Genomic DNA, 19,478 nt, shown 5'->3' with positions numbered 1-19,478 from the left:
TCACCACCCAACGCCACCTGCAACGGCGAGTCCGCCGCCTCCACCACCGTCACCACAGCACCGATCTTCGCCGCCGCCGTCGCCACCTCGGCACCGATCCACCCCGCACCCACCACCACCAGCCGCACCCCGGGCTTCAACGCATCCCGCAGCCTCCGCGCATCGTCAATCGTCCGCAGCACCCGCTGCGGCCCCTCGCCCGGCAATCTCACCGGCGTCGCCCCCGTCGCGATCACCAGCCCGTCGTAGGAGACGGGGCCCGCGTCCGTCTCCACCGCCCCGGGCCGCAACCCGACCGCCTGCTGGCCAAGCCGAACCTCCACGCCGTCGAGATCCAACGGCAGCGTGGTCTCCTCGACCCGGCCCGACAACACCCCCTTCGACAACGGCGGACGGTCGTATGGCAGATGCTCCTCCGCACCCAACAGCACGATGCCGCCCGTGAACCCCGCCGCCCGCAGCTCCACCGCCACCCGTCCACCAGCCAACCCCGCACCCACGATCACGATCCTGTCCATACCGCGAAAAACCTCCAAAACCATGGGGGCGCCGCCCGCCGACAATGAATGTGGGGCAACGGCACGACCCCCGGAGGACCCATGCGGACAGGCACGCCCCGCAGCCAGCGGCACCGGATCCACTTCTCCGGCGCCGAACAGCCAGAACCCTAGTGGCACTCGGTGCCAGAGGGAAGTCCTCCGCGAACCTGCGAGGATTCCTGATCGCGATGATGTCGCCGCCGGGTACCGAGCCCGGCTAGGGTACGGGCCCGCCCTCAAGGAACAGCGCCGTGCCGGCGCCAGGAAGTGCTCGGCCGGGGGCCGCCATCGGGCCTGCGGTGGCTGTCGAGGTCAGCCTGGCTTCGATCGCGTGCATCGCCAACATCATCAACATCAGGGCGAAAGGCGACACGAGGACAAGGAAGATCACGGGTCGGATGCCCTCCCAGCGGTGCGGCCTGCACGGGCGGTGCGGCTGGCAGACGACGGACCAGTTACGTCATTAGCGCGCGAGGACGGCTCCCACCCTCGACAGACGACGGGCGAACTGGGCATACGTGGGGGGTTGACAACTGCTGGCCGCATGGGGCCCGATAGCGACCACTGGTCACCGAAAGTGACTATGATGTTGGTCGTGGACCTCAAGGGGTGGACCGCATCGCGGGGCGTCGGGTACAACACCGCACGGCGCTGGTACGCGGACGGCCTGCTCCCGGTCCTCGCCCGCAAGGTCGGCGGGCTGATCCTCACCGGCGGACCCGATCGGCCGACCACGGCCTCGGCAGGGTCGACGGCTGCCGGTCGCCGACCCTGCCGAAGCCGATGACGACCTTGTCGGGGACATCGCCGAGATCCTGACGTCGAGGTGTGCCCGGTTGTACCGCCGTCGCGCCGTCGCGTCGTCGCGCCGCGGGCCGTGGTCGGACCGGGGCCCTCGTCCGGGCAGCGGCTCCGGGTCGCACGCTGGGCGTGACCGGGTCAGCGGTCGATCGTGAAGGCCGCTCGCGCCCCGCACAACGCGCTGACCGCGTCGTCGTAGAGGAGCCTCTTCGAGGCCGCGATCACGGTTCCGTCCTTGCGCGACAGCGGGCGTGCGAACGCGGCGGCAGCCGCCAGGACCGGTTCGTCGACGGTCACGATATCGATCAGCCCGATCGTCGCGGCGGCGGCCGCGTCGTACCGTCGACCGGTGGTAATCATCTCCAGCGCCGCGGCCCGGGAAGCCTTCGCCCGCAGCAGCGCAACCTCCCCCCGGGTCAGAAAGTACCCGGAGTCGACGTTGGGAAGACACATGTAACCCCGCCCGGTCTGCATCACGCGATAGTCGTGCGACAACGCCAGCAGGACCCCGTTGGCAAAGGCATGCCCCTGGATCGCGGCAACCGAAACCATGGGAAGAAGGAGAAATCTGGCGTACAGGCGGAGTACCTCCGCGGCAAAGAAGTCCAGTTCTACTTGGCTTATGCTGAACAACCAGCCGAGACTTGTTCCGTCGCACCAGTGGCGTCCGGAGCCGGTCGTGATGAGGGCGCGAGGCGGCGGGGCCTGCTCCACCTCGTCGAGGATGGCGTTGATCCGAAGAACTCGGTCCGAGTCGAAAAAGTTCTCGTCGGAGCCTAGATCCAGAATGAGCAGGTCTCCGTCCCGACGCAGCTTCGGACCGGTTTCCGTACGCATCCCCGCCGCCCCCTTTCGACCAATCTATCCGCCCTGCCATTCCTTCCCGCAGGTCGCCGCCCGGCACTCCATCATCGGACCGCCTCCCGAAATCCGCAAATTGCGGGTGAGCTGCTGGGCCGACACCGAAGGAGACGACTCGGCGTGGCAAAACCGGGGTCAGGCAACCGCGCGAACCCGTGAAAGCCCGACATGTCGGACAGGCCGGCAGCCCGAGAGCATCAGTGCGTGTAGCGTGCCGGGCTCATCCGGACGACCCGGAAACGACCTCCGACAATCTTGCCGTACATCTCGGCGGACATCGGCCCGGGAAACGTCGCGACGACCGAACCAGGGGAGCCGGCGTCGTCGAGGAACACGACCGCGTACGTGTCGGGTCCGGATCGCGCAACGCGCAACGCGGCCGAGGCGCGGCGCGGATTCTCCCGGGATGGCCGGTTGTGCGGTGTCGATGCGGCCATGTCAGCCCCGGTCCGAAGGACACGTCGGGCCAGACCCGCGGGCCGGCCGGCAACGGACCGGTCCGACGTCACCAAGGGCACCGAGTGCCAATTCACCGATGGCGGTGGGTCTGTATGTCTTCGCCATATCCACTCCGGTCCGGGCGTGCGATTCCTGGGCGATGTGCCCCACTGGCCTCACCCTCAAGAATCGCGCACAACGGGAAGTCCGAGGAGGGTGTGAGAGGCGTCAGACTGTTCGTGCGCAGGGATTGGCCGACCGTCAGCCGGCCGGGTGTGACAACAGTCAGACCAGGCGGAGACGGCCGGCCGGCCGAGCAGGCACCGCCCAGGACTCCGCCTGGGCGGGAACGAGCCTGGTTCCACCAGACCCAGGTCTGGTGGAACCCGACAACGATGCCACGCCGGACGCCCACAACGGCGGCGGGACGCGGTTGGCTCCCCATGGACCTGCCCGGCAGCCGGACGGCCCACCGGAGCGGACTTCGCCGCCGCGAAGGCCTGGTACCTCAAGAAGGTGGACTTCCGGGTGCTGCGGGAATGGCCGTACGGCGACCTTGCGCTGGCCTACCTCTCCCCGGCCGACGACGACGATTTCCACCTCGAGCTGCTGGGCGGCGCCGTCGAATACCCGCGTGAGGTCCTCGACGATCTCGAAGTGAGCCTTCGGCACGGCGGATACCAGCACATCTGCCCGCACGTCGACAGCGTGGTGACCCGATGCTCCGGGTGGCGCGATCACGGCACCGACCGGGGACTCCCCCGCCAGCGGAAACAAACAGGTCGCCGCGGGCGCGGGATTGTCCGGGCGGGGGCGGGCACTGACGCAGCCCATGATTTCGCCGATCCTTCTACCACCGTAGACAGCAGAATCCGTCGATCGCAGATCTCCTCGCGCTCACCATAAAATACACGACATTGATTGGCAGCACCGAGAGTCCGCTGCTTTGGCGACACCCGGCCACAAATACAAGTCAAGCCGCCGATTTACCTGGATCTCCCGTGCCGGCAGGCAGCCGACGCCGGCGGACGGATGCCTGCAACGGCAGCCCATCGGGCATCCCGGACGCTCGAGGCCGCCCTCCGACGTGGGATCCGTCACACTGGCGCAACCACGTGGATACGCAGTCCGGCAGCAAAGCTGCGACGCATCCACGGTGATTTCCGCGGCGGCCTTTCAGTACGTGCGGAGCTCACGTCGTGATCGGAGCGGACGTACACCGCGGAAGGACGGGTAGAACTGAAGGAACACACCTTGTGACGACCGGACGAGAGGCGGATCCAATGAGCCTGACCATACGTAACCAACTGACCGGAACCATCACCGACATCACCGAAGGTGCGGTGATGAGCACCGTACTGATCACTCTGGCCGGCGGGCAGAACGTCACCGCCGCCGTGACCCTGGATGCGATCAAGGAGCTCGGCCTGTCGGTGGGGAGCACCGTCGAGATCCTGGTCAAGTCCACCGAGGTGGCGCTGTCCACCGGAAGCCTGGACGGTCTGAGCATCCGCAACCAGCTCCGCGGCACGGTCTCCAGCCTCGAGACCGGCGGCGCGATGGCGGTCGCGCACATCACCCTCGACAGCGGCGGCGAGCTCACCTCGGCGATCACGCTGGCCGCCGCCACCGATCTCGGTCTCGCCGAGGGTTCCCCGGTCACCGCCCTGATCAAGTCGACGGAAGTGGCCCTCGCGGCAGGCTGACAGGCCGGCACCCGCTCGTGCCCCCGACATCGTGGTCGGGGCCGCCGCCAGGCGGCAGTCCCGACCACCAGCAGCGGAACGACGCCGACCATCTCGTCGACGGCGGCACCATCTCCGCTGTCTGACCTACCGGCCGCAGCGAACGACCAGTGTGCTCACCGCCGGCGGGCAGCGGTTCACAGGTCGGCGTAAAGCGGCTCGTCGGCGATGAGGATGCGTTCCAGCAGGCGCGGCGTCGTTCCGTAGTTGCGGACCGCGTAGTGCACGGCCGCCCGGTTGTCCCAGAACGCCACCGAACCCGGCCGCCAGGTGAAGCGCACCTGGTTCTCCGGCTTGCGGTACTGGTCGATGACGGCGGTCAGCAGCTCCCTGCTTTCGGCGCGGTCGAGCCCGATGATCGTCGGGCGCTGGGTGAAGTTCACCCACACGATCTTCTCACCGGTCTCCCGGTGGATCCGGACGACCGGATGCGCGACCACTGGATAGTCATGTCCGTAGGCGTGCAGCGCGGCCCGGAAGTCGTGGGTGACGTGGCGGCCCTCGAGCCGCTCCTTCACCTCGTCGGCCAACCCCTGGTACGCCAGCGCCGCGTCGACCCAGATGGTGTCGCCGCCGACCTCGGGCAGCTGCACCGCCCGCAGCACCGCGCCCCAGGTCGGGACGAGCCGCCAGCTCGTGTCGGTGTGGTACGGGTCCCAGATGTCGTCGTCGGCCTGCGGGGTGTGCACCTTCGCGACCTTGTCGAAGTCGGCGGAGGAGATGCGGTGGATCGCGGTGGTGCGGGCATCGGCCTTTTCCGCGCCCGGGTGCGAGTACAGGGGACCGAACTGTCCGGCGAAGTTCTCGTGCCCTTCCTGGGTCAGGTCCTGGTCCCGGAAGAACACGACCTTGTACTTCAGCACGGTCGCCCTGATCTCGTCGCGCACGGCGGGCGGCAGCGGCTGGCTGAGATCGACGCCGTCGATCTCAGCGCCGATGGTGGGCTGCAGTGGCCGGACGGCCAGCGGCGACTGGACGGATGCCTCCACAACAGTGGTCATGGTCTGTCCCTTCGATCGGGTAACGCAGGTGGGTCCGGGTCGGGTGATGCCGGTCAGTCGGGTGATGCCGGTCAGTCGGGTGATGCCGGTCAGTCGGGTGATGCCGGTCAGTCGGGTGATGCCGGTCAGTCGGGTGATGCCGGTCAGTAGTGGATGGGGCCCGCGGTGCCGCCGCCGGCGGCGATCGACTCCCCGGTCACGGCGACCGCCAGCGGGGAGGCGAGGAAGGTAACGACCGCGGCGACCTCGTCGGCGGTGACGGCCCGCCCGATGGAGATGCGCGCCGCGGCGGCGGAGATCTGCTCGGCGGAGAGAACGACACTCCCGCCGTGGTCGCCGGTCAGCGTCAGCCCCGGGTGCACCACGTTGACGGTCACGCCGTGCGGGCCCAGCTCGTCGGCCAGGGTCTTGGTGAGAGCGGCGACGCCGACGTTGCGGATGGAACCGGAGGCGAGGCCGACCTGGCGGGCCGCCAGACCGCCGATGTTGATGATCCGACCCCAGCGTTGCGCGACGAAGTGCGGCGTGACCGCCTGCGCGGCGCGCAGGTAGCCGAGCACCTTGACGTTGAAGTCGGCGGCGGCGTCCGCGGTGGACAGGGCGCCGACGCCCCCGGGTCCGCCGGCGCCGCCGGGTCGGGCCGCGTTGTTGACCAGGATGTCGACGCCACCGAGTTCGGCGACGGCGCTGTCGACCAGGGCCTGGACGGAGGCATCGCTGGCGGTGTCGGTGACCACCGGGATCACCGTCGCACCGCCCACGGCGGACAGTTCGGCGGCAGCCGCCTTCAGCACCTCGGCGTCCCGGGCCGCGATGACGACCTGAACTCCCTCGCCGAGCAGCGCGCGGGCGATTGCCCGCCCGATGCCGCGGCTGCCACCGGTGATGATCGCCCGTCGTCCCGCAAGCTGCAGATCCACTCGTGCTCCCTGTCCATCGTCTGGCCGTCTGGCCGTCTGGCCGTTGCCTGGTCGCCTGGCCGTTTCACAGTTGCGGCGAGGTTCGGGTAAAGCCGGCTGCCCGATGCCAGGGTCGGGCCGCTCGGATGCGGCGCACGCCATCGGGCCGCAGCCGGACACCTGGAACCGTAGGCGGGAACCGGCGAGGTAGGTGGGTATCCGGACCGCAGGCAGGCACCAGGACGGGGACGGGCCGGCGACGGGAATACCAGGCGGGCCCGGCACGCCGACCAGGTGCAGCAGCCCGCCCTGGCGCCGAGCGCAGGCGGACCTTCCCCCGCGCGGCGGAACCGCCGAGGCAAAGCTGCCGGGACGACGATGGGCTACCGGGCGGTTGAACTGACGGAGCATTGGGGATCGGCGTCAGCCGCGGCGCTCCGGACAGCTCGCGGAAATGACTCGCAGCAGGTCGATGTGCTCGCGCCTGGTCAGATAGGCGATCGTCAACACACCCCCAACATGACCCCACATTGTCGATCGGTCAAGTGCAGGAATGAGGTGACATGCGTCACATAACGGTAAACGGACCGATGGTGATACACCGTTGACCGGGCGGGTGCCCGGCCGCATGGAAGGACCACGCCAACATGACGCTCTCCACCCACAATTCAGCCCCGACAGCCCCGACAGCCCCGGTAACTGGGACGTCCGACGCCACGGCACCCCGCGGTGCGGCGTCCGACGGTGCGGCGCCCGACGGCCGGCGAACGAGCCCCGGGCCCGGCCTGGTCGCCCCCGCCGAGGGCGGGCAATGGCCCCGTCCGGTGCCGGTCCGCACCGTCTCCGAGGAGCGGCTGCACCGCAAGCGCAAGCTCGCGGCGGCGTACCGGATCTTCGCCAAGTTCGGTCTCGCCGAGGGCCTGTCCGGCCACATCACCGCCCGCGACCCCGAGCTGACCGACCATTTCTGGGTGAACCGATTCGGCCTCGACTTCAGCCGCATCACCGTGTCCAACCTGCTTCTGGTCAACGCGAAGGGCAAGATCGTGGCGGGGCAGCCGCCGTTGAACACCGCGGCGTTCGCGATCCACTCGCAGATCCACGCCGCCCGCCCGGACGTGGTCGGCGCCGCGCACACCCACTCGCCGTACGGCCGGGCGCTGTCCGCACTCGGAGTGCCGCTGCATCCGATCTCCCAGGACTCCTGCACCTTCTACCAGCAGCATGTGGTCTACGACGAGTACAACGGGGTCGTGCTGAGCGAGGACGAAGGCCGGAAAATCGCCACCACACTCGGCCCCCACAAGCTGGCGATCCTGCGCAACCACGGCCTGCTCACCGTCGGCCCCAGCGTGGAGGCGGCGGCCTACCGGTACATCGCCGCCGAGCGGGCGGCCAGGACCCAGCTCATCGCGGCGGCGGCCGGGCCGCTGCGCCTGCTGGACCACGAGACCGCCAGCTTCACCGCCGGCCAGGCGGCGCAGAGCGATCAATGGGACCGCTGGGCCTTCGACGCGCTCTATGAGATCATCGTTTCGGAGCAGCCCGATCTGCTCACCTGAGACGTATGCACTCGCGGTCAGCCGGCGTGCGTCGGCGGCAGTCCTCGGGAGGCGACCTCGCCGCGGACGACCGGGATGACCTCGCGGGCCAACACCTCCTGCTCGGCGACGATGGGCACGGCGAGCAGCAGCGCGGTGAAACCGACCGCCACGATCTCCAGAAGCTGGTCGATCACCTGCGTGACGCTGTCGGTCACCGCGCCGGCGGGCGCCGTCGAGGCCGACCCGGCCCACGGAGGGCAGCCAGGGGATTCCTACGTCGGCCGCACCCGCGGCCACGGCCGCCGCTGCACCTTGCCGCGGCTGACCGGCGGTGATGTCCAGTGCGCGTCGGAGCGGAAGCACCACCCGTGGGCTGCGCTCACAATGGCGAAAAGCCGCCTTCATCCTGTTCGATCTCAGCGACAGCGCGCCGGCTGGAACCCGGCCGGGACATCCGTCCTATCCGAGCCGGGCTATCCGGACGAGGAGACTCCGCGGGTGGCACCACCGCACCTCGCATTTCCAGGACTGCGGCGAGCAGGTCCTGGGTGTAGGGGTGCTTCGGGTGGGCCAGGACCTGTTCGGTACTGCCGGTCTCGACGAGCCGGCCGTGATGCAGCACGCCAACCTGGTGGGCGATCTGGCGGACAACCGCGAGGTCGTGCGAGATGAAAAGATAGCTGAGCCCGGGGCCGCCGGCGGCGGTTCCTCAGCGCCCCGTTCTCAGGACACCGTCGCGTAGGCCCGGATGAAGGTGTCCACCGCGGCCCACGACACAGCGTGTATTTCGTCGACGGGAACCTCGCGAGTCCCCATCCGCGACCTCGTCTCCACCGGACCGATGAGCAGCGCGAGGAACTGCTCCGCGGCCTGGGCCGGGTCGCAGTGGCGGATCTGGCCCGTCAGCGAAAGCCGGGCGATCCGGTCCGCGAGCGCCTCGCCGAGCTGAACGGAGGTGCGTCCCTGGACGGTGTCGATCAGGTCGGGGAAGCGGGCGACCTGGGAGTAGGTCAGCCATCGCAGCGCCCTGGAACGGGGGTCGCAGCACAACCGCAGCATCTCGTGTGCGACATCCTCCAGTACGGCGCGCAGGTCGTCCCCGGGGGTGCGCAGCCGATCGACGGCGGCGAGGTTCTCGGCCAGCACCATCTCGGCAGTGGCCGCCATCGTCTGCCGGAACAGGTTCTCCTTGTCCTCCAGATGGCTGTAGACAGTCGTCTTGGCGACGTTCGCCTCGTCGGCGATCTCCTTCACGCTGGTCTGCTCGTAGCCCCTGCAGGAGAACACGGTGAAGGCGGCCTCCAGGATCGCCTGCCGCTTGTCGATGCGCCCGCGCGACGGTGTCCGGCCGGCTGGCGCCTGCAGTGCGCTCATCACGTCATCGTAACGTCGGCCCTGCGCGCCGCTGAACCCGGTGATGTTCGCGCCGTCCGCACTCACGGCGCCTGAGACACCTTCGGCGAGGGTCATCGGGATGTGGGTCGGCCGGCTCCCGGGGCGGCGCCGGTCGCGACGAGGCCAGCGGCAGGGGTGATGAGGCGGCGGGCGATGAGCCACTGCCCGTCATGCTGCCGGTAGGTGTCCTCGATGAGACCGATGGTGGTCCAGTCCGCCGGTCGGTGCTGCCCGGCGGGGGTTTGGGTGGCGGGCCAGTGCCAGACGGTGGCGTGGCCGGTGAGCCGGGGTTGACCGGTGCTCCAGTCGATGTCGGGCGGCGCGCTGGCATGGGCGACGGCGGGCCCGGTGAGCCGGTAGCGCACGGCGGCGGGTGGCCGGCTTGGCAGCATGAAGGCGACGAACTCGTCGCGGCCGGCGAAGCGCTGCGGCGGGCCGGGCATGATCCGGTATTCGATGTCGGCGTCCGGGGTGAAGCAGTGCGGGCCGATCAGTTCGTACCGGCCGGCGTCGGAGAGCACGAAGAAGCGGAAGTGGGTGTGCCGGATGGCGCGCTCGGCGTCGAGGCGGTCGAGAATGGTCGTCAACGTGTTCGACTCCTGGTCTAGGTGCCGGCGGTGGCGGTGAGTCAGCGGGTGTGGGCGGGGCTGAGCGGCGGAGGTGAGCCGGCGGCGACCAGCCCGGCCACAGGGGTGACGCGTCGACGGGTGATGAGCCAGCGGCCGTCGTGGCGGCGATAGGTGTCCTCGACCAGGCCGATGGTGGTCCAGTCGGCGGGGCGCAGCTCGCCGCGGTGGGCCTGGGTGGTGTACCAGTGCCAGGCAGTGGTGTAGGCCGACAGGTGGGGCTGGCCGCTGCTGTCCCAGTCGACGACGGCGAGTCCGGGTACGTGCGCAACCATCTGGGAGCGCGGCGCGACCTCGGTGAGCATGTGCCGGGTGAACTCGTCGCGGCCACGCAGCCGGTGCGGCGCGGGGATGTGGTACTCGAGGTCCGCGTCGGGAGTGAGGCATTCGGCGGCGATGCGCTCGTACTCACGGGTGTCGACGAGCCGGAAGGAGCGGGCGAAGGTGTGCTGGATGTCCCGCTCGGCTTCCAGTCGGGCGAGGCGGGTGGCCGTGCTGTCGAGAGTGGCCGTGTTGTCGGGCGCGACGACGTCATGGGTTGTCACGGTTGGGTGGCCCTTCGGCGATGGCGGCTCGGTACCGACGGTGGGTGTGACTGGGCTGCGGTGTGACTGGGCTGCTGGATGTACAGCGGACTAGCCGATCTCCATCGGCAGGTCGGCCTGCGCAGCCCATTCGATGATCGAGCCGTCGTAGACGGCCACGTCGTGATGGCCGAGCAGGGCCAGCGCGAAGGCGTCGAAGGTCGCTGCGATGCCGCCACCACAGTAGGTCACCAGCCGAGCGTCGGCGGTGACGCCGGCAGCCGTGAACCTGGCCCGTAGTTGTTCGGCCGGGCGGAACCGGTGGGTGGCCGGATCGATGAGATCGCTGGCCGGCACGCCGAGACTGCCGGGAATACGACCCGGTCGCGCGGCGGTCTGCGGTCCGCCACCGCGGAAGATCTCTTCGGGCAGCGCGTTGACCAGCCAGCCGGGGGGGTCCTGCAACCGCCGGTGGACCTGCGCCGTGGTGACGAGCAGGTCGGGGCGAAGCGTGGCGGTGAAGGGCGGGGCGGTACCCGACGACGGCAGGTCGACGGTCAGGGGCAGGTCCGCGGCGCGCCAGGCGGTCAGACCACCGTCGAGAACACTCACCGCGTCGAATCCGAACAGCCGCAGCAGCCACCACAGGCGTGTCGCCCACATGCCGGACTCGGCGTCGTAGGCGATGACATGCGTGCCAGGGCCGACGCCCAGGCGTGACATGGCTGCGGCGAACCGGGGGGCACTGGGCGCGGTGAACAGCATCGGTGAGTCCGGCGCCGACAGATCGTCGATCAGATCGGCGAATCCCGCGTTCGGGATGTGACCTGCTGCCCAGTTGTCGCGGCCACTGTCGAAGCTGACGTTACCGCCGTCGGAAAGCCGCAGCCATGCGGTCGCGTCCAGCACCCGCAACGCGGGGTCCTTCAAATGGTCATGTAGCCAGTCGACGGTCACCAGCGCAGGGAAATCCGTAGACACGGTCTCATTCCTCCAGATGGCCAGAATCAGTTCGATGGATGTTTGCCGACCCGGATGTCCACACGACCACCGCGCTAACGCGGCCGCGATGACCGCCGAGCCCTCGCGGCTGTCGTCCCAGGCGTGTCGAAGCCGCACTCTTGCGCGAAACGCCGTACCGGCGGCACACCTCGCTCAGGGAAATCCGTTCACGCCCTGGCGCCAAAAAAATCGGCAACCACCACTCCGGCGTCCCGACAGACCCGTCCAACTCGCCCTCCGGGGCCATGACATCACGCACCTTCAACTCCGGAGGCCACCGGCTCGGACACCCGCTCAGGTTCGGCCTCGGGCTGCGGTGCGGGTTTCCCGAGGATGACCGACGCAGTAGCGATCATGGCCACCGCCGCGACGGCGACGGCGACGCAGGCGTGCCGAAATCCGCCCTCGGAGGTGCCCGCCATCCGCCGGTTTTCGAGGACCCCTGTCATCAGATCGCTCCAGCCAGGTCGGAGTCGATGAACAAGCAAGATGTTCCTGAGTGCTTAGGAAGCTACCATATGGTCCATCAATCTGGTCTTTAGAGTTCAGTATTGACTGCCGAAGAGTTCACGACGACGGGAGCGAGGCGCTCCCTCCCGCGCCGAGGTCGCACAGTTCTTCGCCGGCCTGGAGCTCGTCGAGCCGGACATCAGGCTCGTCCACCGCCAGCGGGCCAAGCCGAAACAGCGATCTGGACCTGGCTGCCGAACCTTGGGCCGGCTCCAGACACAGCCGGTCAAGCTGACGATCGCCGAGCCTGGGCGGCTCGGTGGATCGGGAGGGTTCGACCTCCAACACCACCATGAGCCGCGCCGTGCAGGCGATCGCGACGATCCCGGCCAGCGGGCACGTGGACCCGGTGCGCCGGGTCCACGACCAGCGCAGCGACGGAAGCCGGCGGGGCGGGCGGGGCCGCGCTCACGTCGAACCCCCACACGGACAGTGGACCGCTGGGCCGAAGCTGGAGTTGACATTGCCAGTAGCACGAATAGTACGTATTACAAATAAAAATGGTCGGCAATGCAAACCTGTGGCGGTAGAGTGGTGGCACAGCGTCGGGAGGGGTGAAGATCCGCGGTGGGCACGACATTCCAGCCACCAGTGGCCCTGGTGCGGCTGTCCTACCTGGTCAACTCGATCTACGCCGATGTCTGCGCCGAGCACGGGGTGTCCGTGCCGCAAGCCCAGCTGATGTGCGTCCTCAAGGACCAGCCACGCGGCATGGGTGAGGTCAGCGGGATGCTGCGGCTGGACAAGTCCAGCGTCACCGGCCTGGTTGAGCGGGTGGAGCGCCGCGGCTACCTCAGCCGCGCCATGTCGGCGACCGATCGACGCGCCATCACCGTCTCCCTCACCCCGGACGGCAAGCGGATCACCGACGCCTTCTACGACGAGATCAGCCAGCGGCTGACCGACCTCGTCGCCCACGTCCCGGCCGCCGACCGCGACCATCTGACCCGCATCGCCACCGGCATCGTGGTCGACGAGGGCGTTCCCGACGTCTTCGGCGCTCTCGCCTCCTAGGTCCTCTCCACCCGGGGCCGTAGCCACCTGACGGTCGGCAACGGACGCGGCGATCCTGCTATTGCGCCCCCGCCCCTGTCGAACCTCTGGTCCCGAACGTTCGCCCGTAGCGGCCCCAGCCCCAGCCCCAGCTGCGGTACGCGGGGAGCATTGCGGTGCCCTACGCACAGTCCGGGGGCTCGGACCGCGCACAGCGCACCGCAACCCACTCCACCCCGGGCGGGCAAGGCCGTGCACCCGACGGTGACGACCCCTCCGGTGGCCCGAACCTCCGGGGGCCCGAACCTCCGGCCGACGAGAAGACTCCCAGTCCCCCGACTGCTCATCCGACCGTGGTAGATTGGTCTTTAAGACAAACTATCCGTACTACAAACTTGGAGACTCATGGCGAAGACCGTGGCGGTCGTCGGCGGCGGGTACGGCGGCATCACCGCCGCCAAGGCGTTGGACGGCGTCGCCGACGTCGTCCTGATCGAGCCTCGGGACGCCTTCGTGCACAACGTCGCCGCCCTGCGCGGGCTGGTCGAGCCTGGCTGGCTCGACCAGCTGTTCTTCCCCTACGACCGACTACTCACCCACGGCCGCGTGGTACGCGATCATGCCGCGCGGGTGGACACCGCGGGCGTCACGCTCGGCTCCGGCCGCCGGATCGAGGCCGACTTCCTCGTGCTGGCGACGGGCTCCGCGTATCCGTTCCCGGCCAAGATCGACACGACCGACAGCACGCAGGCACGGGAGAAGATCCTCGCCACCCACGAAGCACTGGCCGCCGCGAACAACGTGCTCCTGCTCGGGGCCGGTCCCGCCGGGCTGGAACTCGCCGGCGAGATCACCTCGGCGTGGCCGGACAAGTCGGTGACGATCGTGGACCCCGCGGCCGACATCGTCGCCGGAAACGGCCTGCCCGACGAGTTCCGCGCCGAACTGCGCGACCAGCTCGACGCCCTGGGCGTCACCCTGCTCCTGGGCAGCACGCTGAACGAGGAGCCACCCGTCGAGCCGGGAACGGCGAAGACCTTCACCGTCAGCACGGATGCGGGGACATCGATCACGGCGGACATCTGGTTTCGTTGCTACGGCGTCGTGCCGGCCACCGACTATCTGGCCGAGGAGCTGGCTTCCTCCCGGTTGCCGAACGGCCATCTCGGCGTCACCGCCGGACTGAACCTGCCCGGGCACCCACACGTGTTCGCGATCGGTGACATCACCGCGATCCCGGAGCCGAAGATGGCCAGGGCCGCGGAGAAGCACGCCGAGGTGGCGGCCGCCAACATCCGCACCCTGATCGAAGGCGGCGGCGAGCTGGTCGGCTACGAGCCCGGCCCGCCCGGGATCTCGCTGCCCCTCGGCCCGCGGGGCGGTGCGTCCTACGCCCCGTCCGTCGGCGTCCTGGGCGCCGAGCAGACCTCCCGGCTCAAGGGGACCACGATGCGGGTCGAGTCCTACCTCGAACTGTTCAACCTCACCTGACCGGCGAGCCATCTCCACGCACCATCGCCACGCGCCGTCACCCGAGGATCAGGTGGCGAGCAGTTTCTCGGTGATCTCGTGGAGCCGGGCGGCCTCGCCACGGTCGAACAAGGGGGTGTCGACGTCGATGCGCCGGCCCTCCACGAACGCGCTCAGCCGCTCGGCGGGCGGACGGTCCAGGCGGGGCAGAAGCTGCCCGATGCTCTGCGCCACCGTCTTCCCGGACACCTTAAGACCCGCGACCGCCGCGGCGGTGGCCCGGTCGTACTCCCCGGAGAAACTCGTCGACACGACGCCCGGGTGGAACAGGATGTACCTGATCGGGCTGTCCGGATGCACCTCGGCGAACCCGGCCCCGAGCAGGTCGTTGAGCCGACCGCCGTGGCCCAGCGCCCCCGTCCCGACGTAGTGCCGGCGCAGCTGCAGGTCGTTCCACTGAATCGGGCCCGTCCCGCCCGGTCCGGCAATGTTGAGAACGATTGGCAGCTCGGCGCGTTCCAGCGACGGCACCAGCCCGTGGCTGAGCAGGAAGCGGCTCAGGTAGAACAGCGCGAAGTTGCTCTCCAGGCCCTCGGCTGTCTCCGTCCGCACCGACCGGTGGTAGCGCGCACCCAGCACCAGGACGTCGACGGCGGGAAAGATCCCGGCGATCTCCTCGAGCAGCCGGATGTTCTCACTGACCAGGCTCAGATCCGCGCGCACGAAGTGGGCCCGATCGCCGGCACCGAGATCACGCGCGACGTCGAGGAACCGCTCCCCCTTCTCGGCGCTCTGCCCCACGACGAGCACGGCCTCGCCTCGGCGCAGATGGACGTCCGCGAGTGCCCGACCGATGCCGTCGGTCCCGCCCGTGATCACCATCGTCCTCATCCAGATCCCCTCTCCAGGTGCACCCGGCGATGCAGGCACGGGGCCACCACCGCCGCGAAACGCAAGGCCGCCCTGCTCGCGTGGCACCCACCCGGGCGACCCACGTCGCCCGTGCTCCACCATCACGTCGACGGACCAACTTGACGATGCCGTCAATCTCCGGAAATCTCCTTGTCGGAGGCCCGCACCGGCCTCGTGCCACCGCTGCGCCCCACCCCCGTGCCGCCCTCGCGCGGGGCTCCCACCTCGCCAAAGGATCTGCCATGTCGGTCGACGTCGAACGGCGCGGGCCCGTCACCATCGTGACGATCAACCGGCCGAAGGCCGCCAACTCCCTGGACGGCCCGACCATGTCCGGGATCGGGTACGCCTTCCAGGCGGCCGAGGCCGACCCCGAGGTACGCGCCGTCGTACTCACCGCGGCCGGCGACCGGATCTTCTGCGCCGGCATGGATCTGAAGGCGTTCCTCGCCGAGGGCGGCCTCGACGTCCCCGGGCCGGGTCTCGACATCTTCACCCGCCGGGTCTTCCCCAAGCCCGTGATCGGCGCGATCAATGGCGCCGCGGTCGGCGGCGGCTTCGAGTTGGCGCTGGCCTGCGATCTGCTCGTCGCCTCCGACACCGCGAAGTTCGGGCTCCCCGAGGTCAGCCGCGGCCTGATCGCGGCGGGTGGCGGCACCCGGCTGGCACAGCGCATCCCGCTGGCGCTCGCCCTGGAACTCGGCCTGACCGGAGCCCTCGTCAGCGCCGATCGGGTCCGTGAAATGGGCCTGGTCAACCGGGTCGTCCCGGCCGCCGACGTGCTGGACACCGCGTTGGAGCTGGCCGGGCAGATCGCGGCGAACGGCCCGCTGGCCGTCAGCGTCACGAAGAAGCTGATCGTGGAGGAGCTTCCGGTGGGCGACTGGGACACCATCGCCGAAACGGTGGCGCCGGTCTTCGCCAGCGAGGATGCGCGCGAGGGGGCCCGTGCCTTCGCCGAGAAGCGGACCCCCAACTGGGTCGGCCGCTGAGGCACAGCCCACCGACGGGCACCTACGTCGCGTCCGAGCCGCGGGCCGGCGATCATGGTGTCGGCTCAGGCTCCGCGGCGCGGGGACGCGGCGACGAGGATGGCGATCTCGGTCTGGCCGGTGGGATGCAGCAGATGCGCCGTCGCGGGCCCGCCCGCCAGGTCGATCGTCGGGTGCCCGAACGCGCCGACTCCCCGGCAGTCCCACACCAGTCCCAGAGCCGGGTGGTCCGCGCGCAGCAACGCGCCGATCTCACCGATCCGCGGGTCACCGGCGTGCAGGTCGGCAGCCATGCGGAACTGCCGCGCGACCGCCAGCAGCAGCTCGGCCGGCGCCGAGGCGGCGGCGAGCAGCCAGAGCACGTGGCGGCGCGTCGGTTCGTACCCGCCGGGGTCACCCCAGACCCGGGTCCAGGCCGCGTTGGTGGCGACGAGGTCGAGGCGGTGGTCGAGCAGCGCGGCCGGGCTGGCCGGCCAACTGTCCAGCAGGCCGCCCAGCCCGCGCAGGTACTCACCGCGCGGGGCGACCGCCGGCGATTCGGGCGCCGAAAGCCGGCGCAGGTGCCGCCGGCCCACCTCGTCGAGCCGTAGCACCCGGCCGACGGCGTCGAGGACCTGCGCCGACGCCGCCGCCCGGCCCTGCTCCAGCCCGGTGTACCAGGTCAGGCTGACGCCGGACAGGGACGCGAGTTCTTCCCGCCGCAACCCCCGGCTACGCCGACGTCCACCGTCGGGCAGCCCGACGCTGGCCGGTTCGACCAGCCTGCGATACGCCCGCAGGCACGCCCCGAGCTCCCTGCGCCGAGCCGCCGCCGCGGCGCCAGCCCTGGGTGTCACTTCCACTGGCACCATAAGCAGGCTCCTGGTTCGCATACCGGCTTCCGGCCACTCTGGACGCCATGATCCGTATCGGTGTCAACCTCGCCGCCGGCCTCGGCACTCCCGGTTCCGGCAACCTCATCGACGACCTTGTCACGGTCGCCCGGGAGGTGGCCGCCGCCGGGGTGCCCACCGCCTGGCTGCCGCAGGGTTACGGCTATGACGCCATCGGCGTGCTGACCGCGCTGGCCCGGGAGGTGCCGGGCATCGAGCTGGGCACCTCCGTCGTCGTCGTCCAGCCGCGCCAGCCCCGGGTGCTCGCCGGGCAGGCACTGACGGCGCAGGCCGCGGCGCACGGGCGGTTCACCCTCGGACTCGGCGTCAGCCACCCCGGCCTGCTGGAAATCTACGGTCAACCGTTCCACCGACCCGTCGCCGCGCTCCGCGCCCACCTCGACACCCTGCTGCCGATCCTCGACGGACACCAGGTCCCCGGCGCCACCGGGCCTGGCTCCGACCCCGCCGCCAGCGCCGTGCCCGGCGCGACCGTCCGTGTGCCGGTGCTGCTCGGCGCCCTCGGCCCGACGATGCTCAGGCTGGCCGGGGAACGAACGGACGGCACCATCACCTTCCTCGCCGGACCCCGCACCATCGGTGACCATGTGGTGCCGTCGATCGGCGCGGCCGCCCGGGAGGCCGGCCGGCCGACACCCCGGGTCGTCGTCGGGCTGCCGGTGGCGGTGACGGCCACGCCGGACCGCATCCGCGCCGAACTCAGCGCCGAGTACGCCGGATACGCCGAGCTGCCCTCCTACCGCGCGGCCCTGGACCGCGATGGCTTCACCGAGCCGGGCGCCATCGCCGTCGTGGGTGACGAGGACGCAGTCGGCGACCAGCTGTCCGCCTACTCTGCGCTCGGCGCCACCGATGTGCTGGTCAGCCTGGTCGGCACGGCCGAGGAACGCGCGCGAACCCTGCGCCTGCTCGGCGCCGTCGGATATCCGACTTCGGCGGCCGCGGCGCCGGGTACCGCCCCGCACGGGACTCGGGATCACTAACCTGAAGCGGCAGCAACCCGACCCAGCCGGCCCAGGCGGTGACTCAGAGCAGTGCGCAGGCAGATCGGCGTCCGCTCCGCCGGTTCGATCTCGGTCGGGCTCGCGCTGACGATGGCGGTCGCGACGCTGGTGGGCGTGGTGGGGACCAGCGCGGGCTCGGCCTTTCTGCCCGTCACGGACAGTGGTGCGTGGCTGTGGAGCACGGCGAAGGGGTGGGCCACCCACATCAACGGACCGTCCGGACGGCCCGACTTCAACGTCCCCGTGCCAGACACCCGAGGACACCAGGTCGAGCTCAGCCAGGACGGTGTCTCCGTGCTGGTCTCCGACCGAGACACCGGTGCGGTCAGCAGAATCGACCCAGCCGGGATGGGGTTGGAGTTCCATACGTATGGTCGCGGTTCGTACCGGGTCGTCGCGCACGGCGCCACCGCCTACCTCGTCGAGGACGCCACCGGCACCGTCATGCGGATCAACCCGAAAACCCTCTACGTCATCGGAACACCACTCGACGTGAAAGCACCGGTCACCGGCGCCGGAATCACCGACGACGACACCCTGTGGCTGTCCGTCGCCCGCAACGGCGAAATGATCGCGATCCGCGACGGCAGAATCACCGCCCGGATCCGGGTCGGTAAGCCGGGCGGCGCGCTGACGATGACCATCGCCGGCGGCCAACCGGTAGCAGTCGACGGCACAGCGCCCGCGCTGATCCCCGTGACAGCCAAAGGCCCGGCCACGCCGATCACGCTGCCAGCCCCCGCCGGCCAGGGCCGCCGGCTACTGGTCGCACCATCACTGGAAGGCCGGGTGGTGCCCGTGCTCGTCGACGGCACCGACGTCATGTTCCTCGTCGACCTCGCGGCCGGGTCCGGCCCGCGGGCCGTGCGCACCGTGCAGGTGGCCGGGCGGTCGGCGGCCAGCCGGCTGGGCGCCCCGGTGATCGCGGGCGGCCGAGTGTACGTACCCGACAACGGCACCGGACAGGTCCTGGTCTACGACCGCGACCGCCAGCGATTCGAGGAACCGATCCGGATCGCGGGCGGCGCCGGGGTCCTGACCCTGTTCGTTCGTAGCGGCTCGGTATGGATCAATAATGCGGACGGCTCCCAGGCTGTCGCGGTGGGGCCGGACGGCCGGCGGCGCTCGGTGGACAAGTACACCCCGGGTGTCCCGGAGCCGGCCCACAGCGCCGATGCCCATCTCCCCCAGCCGCCGCAGACCACCACGAACGCGCCGCACGCCGTTGTGCCCCGCGTACCGCCGTCGCGCCCACCGGCGACGCAGGTGCCGGCGGCGCGGCCACCCACCGAGCCCCGGCCCTCGACACCACCGGCGCGGGTCCCACCC

At 70.1% G+C, this 19,478-nt stretch carries 24 protein-coding genes; 10 read left to right on the top strand and 14 right to left on the bottom strand.

Going from position 1 to position 19,478, the window contains the following annotated elements:
- A partial coding sequence (locus tag NBZ83_RS17450; RefSeq protein ID WP_261575395.1) for an FAD-dependent oxidoreductase occupies positions 1 to 518 on the bottom strand: 518 nt, incomplete at its 3' end.
- Between the two features lie 616 nt (positions 519 to 1,134).
- Between NBZ83_RS17450 and NBZ83_RS17445 the strand changes: the two genes are divergently transcribed.
- Positions 1,135 to 1,326 carry a hypothetical protein gene (locus NBZ83_RS17445; protein ID WP_261575394.1) on the top strand — a complete coding sequence of 64 codons (192 nt, stop codon included), beginning with the start codon at positions 1,135 to 1,137 and terminating at the stop codon, positions 1,324 to 1,326.
- Between the two features lie 152 nt (positions 1,327 to 1,478).
- Here NBZ83_RS17445 and NBZ83_RS17435 read toward each other — a convergent pair whose 3' ends face one another.
- Both NBZ83_RS17435 and NBZ83_RS17430 read right to left on the bottom strand, forming a co-directional pair.
- A complete protein-coding gene (locus NBZ83_RS17435; RefSeq protein ID WP_261568753.1) occupies positions 1,479 to 2,177 on the bottom strand; it encodes an enoyl-CoA hydratase/isomerase family protein in 699 nt (232 codons plus the stop codon).
- 221 nt (positions 2,178 to 2,398) lie between these two features.
- Complete coding sequence (locus tag NBZ83_RS17430; RefSeq protein ID WP_261568752.1) at positions 2,399 to 2,638, bottom strand: hypothetical protein; 240 nt, start codon at positions 2,636 to 2,638, stop codon at positions 2,399 to 2,401.
- 529 nt (positions 2,639 to 3,167) lie between these two features.
- Between NBZ83_RS17430 and NBZ83_RS17425 the strand changes: the two genes are divergently transcribed.
- Both NBZ83_RS17425 and NBZ83_RS17420 read left to right on the top strand, forming a co-directional pair.
- On the top strand, positions 3,168 to 3,545 hold the full coding sequence (locus NBZ83_RS17425) for a hypothetical protein (protein WP_261568751.1): 378 nt from the start codon (positions 3,168 to 3,170) through the stop codon (positions 3,543 to 3,545).
- A 377-nt stretch (positions 3,546 to 3,922) separates the two neighbouring features.
- The gene (locus NBZ83_RS17420) at positions 3,923 to 4,345 is read left to right on the top strand and encodes a TOBE domain-containing protein (protein WP_261568750.1); all 423 of its coding nucleotides are present in this window, start codon (positions 3,923 to 3,925) and stop codon (positions 4,343 to 4,345) included.
- 176 nt (positions 4,346 to 4,521) lie between these two features.
- Here the strand turns inward: NBZ83_RS17420 and NBZ83_RS17415 are convergent, their stop codons facing one another.
- Both NBZ83_RS17415 and NBZ83_RS17410 read right to left on the bottom strand, forming a co-directional pair.
- The gene (locus NBZ83_RS17415; RefSeq protein ID WP_261568749.1) at positions 4,522 to 5,385 is read right to left on the bottom strand and encodes a TauD/TfdA dioxygenase family protein; all 864 of its coding nucleotides are present in this window, start codon (positions 5,383 to 5,385) and stop codon (positions 4,522 to 4,524) included.
- 143 nt (positions 5,386 to 5,528) lie between these two features.
- Complete coding sequence (locus NBZ83_RS17410) at positions 5,529 to 6,305, bottom strand: SDR family NAD(P)-dependent oxidoreductase (protein WP_261568748.1); 777 nt, start codon at positions 6,303 to 6,305, stop codon at positions 5,529 to 5,531.
- A gap of 626 nt (positions 6,306 to 6,931) precedes the next feature.
- Between NBZ83_RS17410 and NBZ83_RS17405 the strand changes: the two genes are divergently transcribed.
- Complete coding sequence (locus tag NBZ83_RS17405) at positions 6,932 to 7,846, top strand: class II aldolase/adducin family protein (protein ID WP_261568747.1); 915 nt, start codon at positions 6,932 to 6,934, stop codon at positions 7,844 to 7,846.
- Between the two features lie 17 nt (positions 7,847 to 7,863).
- On the opposite strand, the gene NBZ83_RS17400 is transcribed toward NBZ83_RS17405, so the two are convergent.
- Positions 7,864 to 8,043 (bottom strand): hypothetical protein, encoded by a 180-nt coding sequence (locus tag NBZ83_RS17400; RefSeq protein WP_261568746.1) that lies wholly within the window; start codon positions 8,041 to 8,043, stop codon positions 7,864 to 7,866.
- A 164-nt stretch (positions 8,044 to 8,207) separates the two neighbouring features.
- Positions 8,208 to 8,450 (bottom strand): ABC transporter ATP-binding protein, encoded by a 243-nt coding sequence (locus tag NBZ83_RS17395; RefSeq protein WP_438803220.1) that lies wholly within the window; start codon positions 8,448 to 8,450, stop codon positions 8,208 to 8,210.
- Between NBZ83_RS17395 and NBZ83_RS34350 the strand changes: the two genes are divergently transcribed.
- Positions 8,394 to 8,570, top strand: a complete 177-nt coding sequence (locus NBZ83_RS34350) for a hypothetical protein (RefSeq protein WP_438803221.1) — start codon at positions 8,394 to 8,396, stop codon at positions 8,568 to 8,570. The genes NBZ83_RS17395 and NBZ83_RS34350 overlap by 57 nt on opposite strands.
- Here NBZ83_RS34350 and NBZ83_RS17390 read toward each other — a convergent pair.
- The 5 genes from NBZ83_RS17390 to NBZ83_RS17370 form a co-directional block, all read right to left on the bottom strand.
- Positions 8,552 to 9,202 carry a TetR/AcrR family transcriptional regulator gene (locus NBZ83_RS17390; protein ID WP_261575393.1) on the bottom strand — a complete coding sequence of 217 codons (651 nt, stop codon included), beginning with the start codon at positions 9,200 to 9,202 and terminating at the stop codon, positions 8,552 to 8,554. The genes NBZ83_RS34350 and NBZ83_RS17390 overlap by 19 nt on opposite strands.
- 92 nt (positions 9,203 to 9,294) lie before the next feature.
- On the bottom strand, positions 9,295 to 9,810 hold the full coding sequence (locus NBZ83_RS17385; protein WP_261568744.1) for a nuclear transport factor 2 family protein: 516 nt from the start codon (positions 9,808 to 9,810) through the stop codon (positions 9,295 to 9,297).
- Between the two features lie 41 nt (positions 9,811 to 9,851).
- Positions 9,852 to 10,394 (bottom strand): nuclear transport factor 2 family protein, encoded by a 543-nt coding sequence (locus NBZ83_RS17380; RefSeq protein ID WP_261575392.1) that lies wholly within the window; start codon positions 10,392 to 10,394, stop codon positions 9,852 to 9,854.
- A gap of 90 nt (positions 10,395 to 10,484) precedes the next feature.
- Positions 10,485 to 11,354 (bottom strand): sulfurtransferase, encoded by an 870-nt coding sequence (locus NBZ83_RS17375; RefSeq protein ID WP_261575391.1) that lies wholly within the window; start codon positions 11,352 to 11,354, stop codon positions 10,485 to 10,487.
- A 272-nt stretch (positions 11,355 to 11,626) separates the two neighbouring features.
- A complete protein-coding gene (locus NBZ83_RS17370) occupies positions 11,627 to 11,824 on the bottom strand; it encodes a hypothetical protein (protein WP_261568741.1) in 198 nt (65 codons plus the stop codon).
- 628 nt (positions 11,825 to 12,452) lie between these two features.
- Between NBZ83_RS17370 and NBZ83_RS17365 the strand changes: the two genes are divergently transcribed.
- Positions 12,453 to 12,899, top strand: a complete 447-nt coding sequence (locus NBZ83_RS17365; RefSeq protein ID WP_261568740.1) for a MarR family winged helix-turn-helix transcriptional regulator — start codon at positions 12,453 to 12,455, stop codon at positions 12,897 to 12,899.
- A gap of 384 nt (positions 12,900 to 13,283) precedes the next feature.
- Positions 13,284 to 14,369, top strand: coding sequence for an NAD(P)/FAD-dependent oxidoreductase (locus NBZ83_RS17360; RefSeq protein WP_261575390.1), 1,086 nt, complete (start codon positions 13,284 to 13,286; stop codon positions 14,367 to 14,369).
- Positions 14,370 to 14,417: 48 nt separating this feature from the next.
- On the opposite strand, the gene NBZ83_RS17355 is transcribed toward NBZ83_RS17360, so the two are convergent.
- Positions 14,418 to 15,239 carry an SDR family NAD(P)-dependent oxidoreductase gene (locus NBZ83_RS17355; protein WP_261575389.1) on the bottom strand — a complete coding sequence of 274 codons (822 nt, stop codon included), beginning with the start codon at positions 15,237 to 15,239 and terminating at the stop codon, positions 14,418 to 14,420.
- 263 nt (positions 15,240 to 15,502) lie between these two features.
- Between NBZ83_RS17355 and NBZ83_RS17350 the strand changes: the two genes are divergently transcribed.
- A complete protein-coding gene (locus NBZ83_RS17350; protein WP_261575388.1) occupies positions 15,503 to 16,252 on the top strand; it encodes an enoyl-CoA hydratase-related protein in 750 nt (249 codons plus the stop codon).
- A gap of 65 nt (positions 16,253 to 16,317) precedes the next feature.
- Here the strand turns inward: NBZ83_RS17350 and NBZ83_RS17345 are convergent, their stop codons facing one another.
- Positions 16,318 to 17,103 (bottom strand): MmyB family transcriptional regulator, encoded by a 786-nt coding sequence (locus tag NBZ83_RS17345; RefSeq protein WP_261575386.1) that lies wholly within the window; start codon positions 17,101 to 17,103, stop codon positions 16,318 to 16,320.
- A 47-nt stretch (positions 17,104 to 17,150) separates the two neighbouring features.
- On the opposite strand from NBZ83_RS17345, the gene NBZ83_RS17340 reads away from it, so the two are divergent.
- Both NBZ83_RS17340 and NBZ83_RS17335 read left to right on the top strand, forming a co-directional pair.
- A complete protein-coding gene (locus tag NBZ83_RS17340; protein ID WP_261575385.1) occupies positions 17,151 to 18,128 on the top strand; it encodes a TIGR03564 family F420-dependent LLM class oxidoreductase in 978 nt (325 codons plus the stop codon).
- A 51-nt stretch (positions 18,129 to 18,179) separates the two neighbouring features.
- A partial coding sequence (locus NBZ83_RS17335) for an NHL repeat-containing protein (RefSeq protein ID WP_498041060.1) occupies positions 18,180 to 19,478 on the top strand: 1,299 nt, incomplete at its 3' end.

The organism is Frankia gtarii (assembly GCF_025403375.1).
Classification (GTDB): Bacteria; Actinomycetota; Actinomycetes; order Frankiales; family Frankiaceae; genus Frankia; species Frankia gtarii.
The sequence above is the reverse complement of the archived record's forward strand: the minus strand, read 5'-3'. Positions and strand labels throughout refer to the sequence as shown.

Coding starts and splice junctions, on each gene's coding strand:
- NBZ83_RS17420 (WP_261568750.1), top strand. CDS start 3,923: ATGAGCCTGACCATACGTAACCAACTGACCGGAACCATCACCGACATC.
- NBZ83_RS17340 (WP_261575385.1), top strand. CDS start 17,151: ATGATCCGTATCGGTGTCAACCTCGCCGCCGGCCTCGGCACTCCCGGT.
- NBZ83_RS17355 (WP_261575389.1), bottom strand. CDS start 15,239: ATGAGGACGATGGTGATCACGGGCGGGACCGACGGCATCGGTCGGGCA.
- NBZ83_RS17345 (WP_261575386.1), bottom strand. CDS start 17,103: ATGGTGCCAGTGGAAGTGACACCCAGGGCTGGCGCCGCGGCGGCGGCT.
- NBZ83_RS17405 (WP_261568747.1), top strand. CDS start 6,932: ATGACGCTCTCCACCCACAATTCAGCCCCGACAGCCCCGACAGCCCCG.
- NBZ83_RS17435 (WP_261568753.1), bottom strand. CDS start 2,177: ATGCGTACGGAAACCGGTCCGAAGCTGCGTCGGGACGGAGACCTGCTC.
- NBZ83_RS17370 (WP_261568741.1), bottom strand. CDS start 11,824: ATGACAGGGGTCCTCGAAAACCGGCGGATGGCGGGCACCTCCGAGGGC.
- NBZ83_RS17430 (WP_261568752.1), bottom strand. CDS start 2,638: ATGGCCGCATCGACACCGCACAACCGGCCATCCCGGGAGAATCCGCGC.
- NBZ83_RS17415 (WP_261568749.1), bottom strand. CDS start 5,385: ATGACCACTGTTGTGGAGGCATCCGTCCAGTCGCCGCTGGCCGTCCGG.
- NBZ83_RS17360 (WP_261575390.1), top strand. CDS start 13,284: ATGGCGAAGACCGTGGCGGTCGTCGGCGGCGGGTACGGCGGCATCACC.
- NBZ83_RS17350 (WP_261575388.1), top strand. CDS start 15,503: ATGTCGGTCGACGTCGAACGGCGCGGGCCCGTCACCATCGTGACGATC.
- NBZ83_RS17390 (WP_261575393.1), bottom strand. CDS start 9,202: ATGAGCGCACTGCAGGCGCCAGCCGGCCGGACACCGTCGCGCGGGCGC.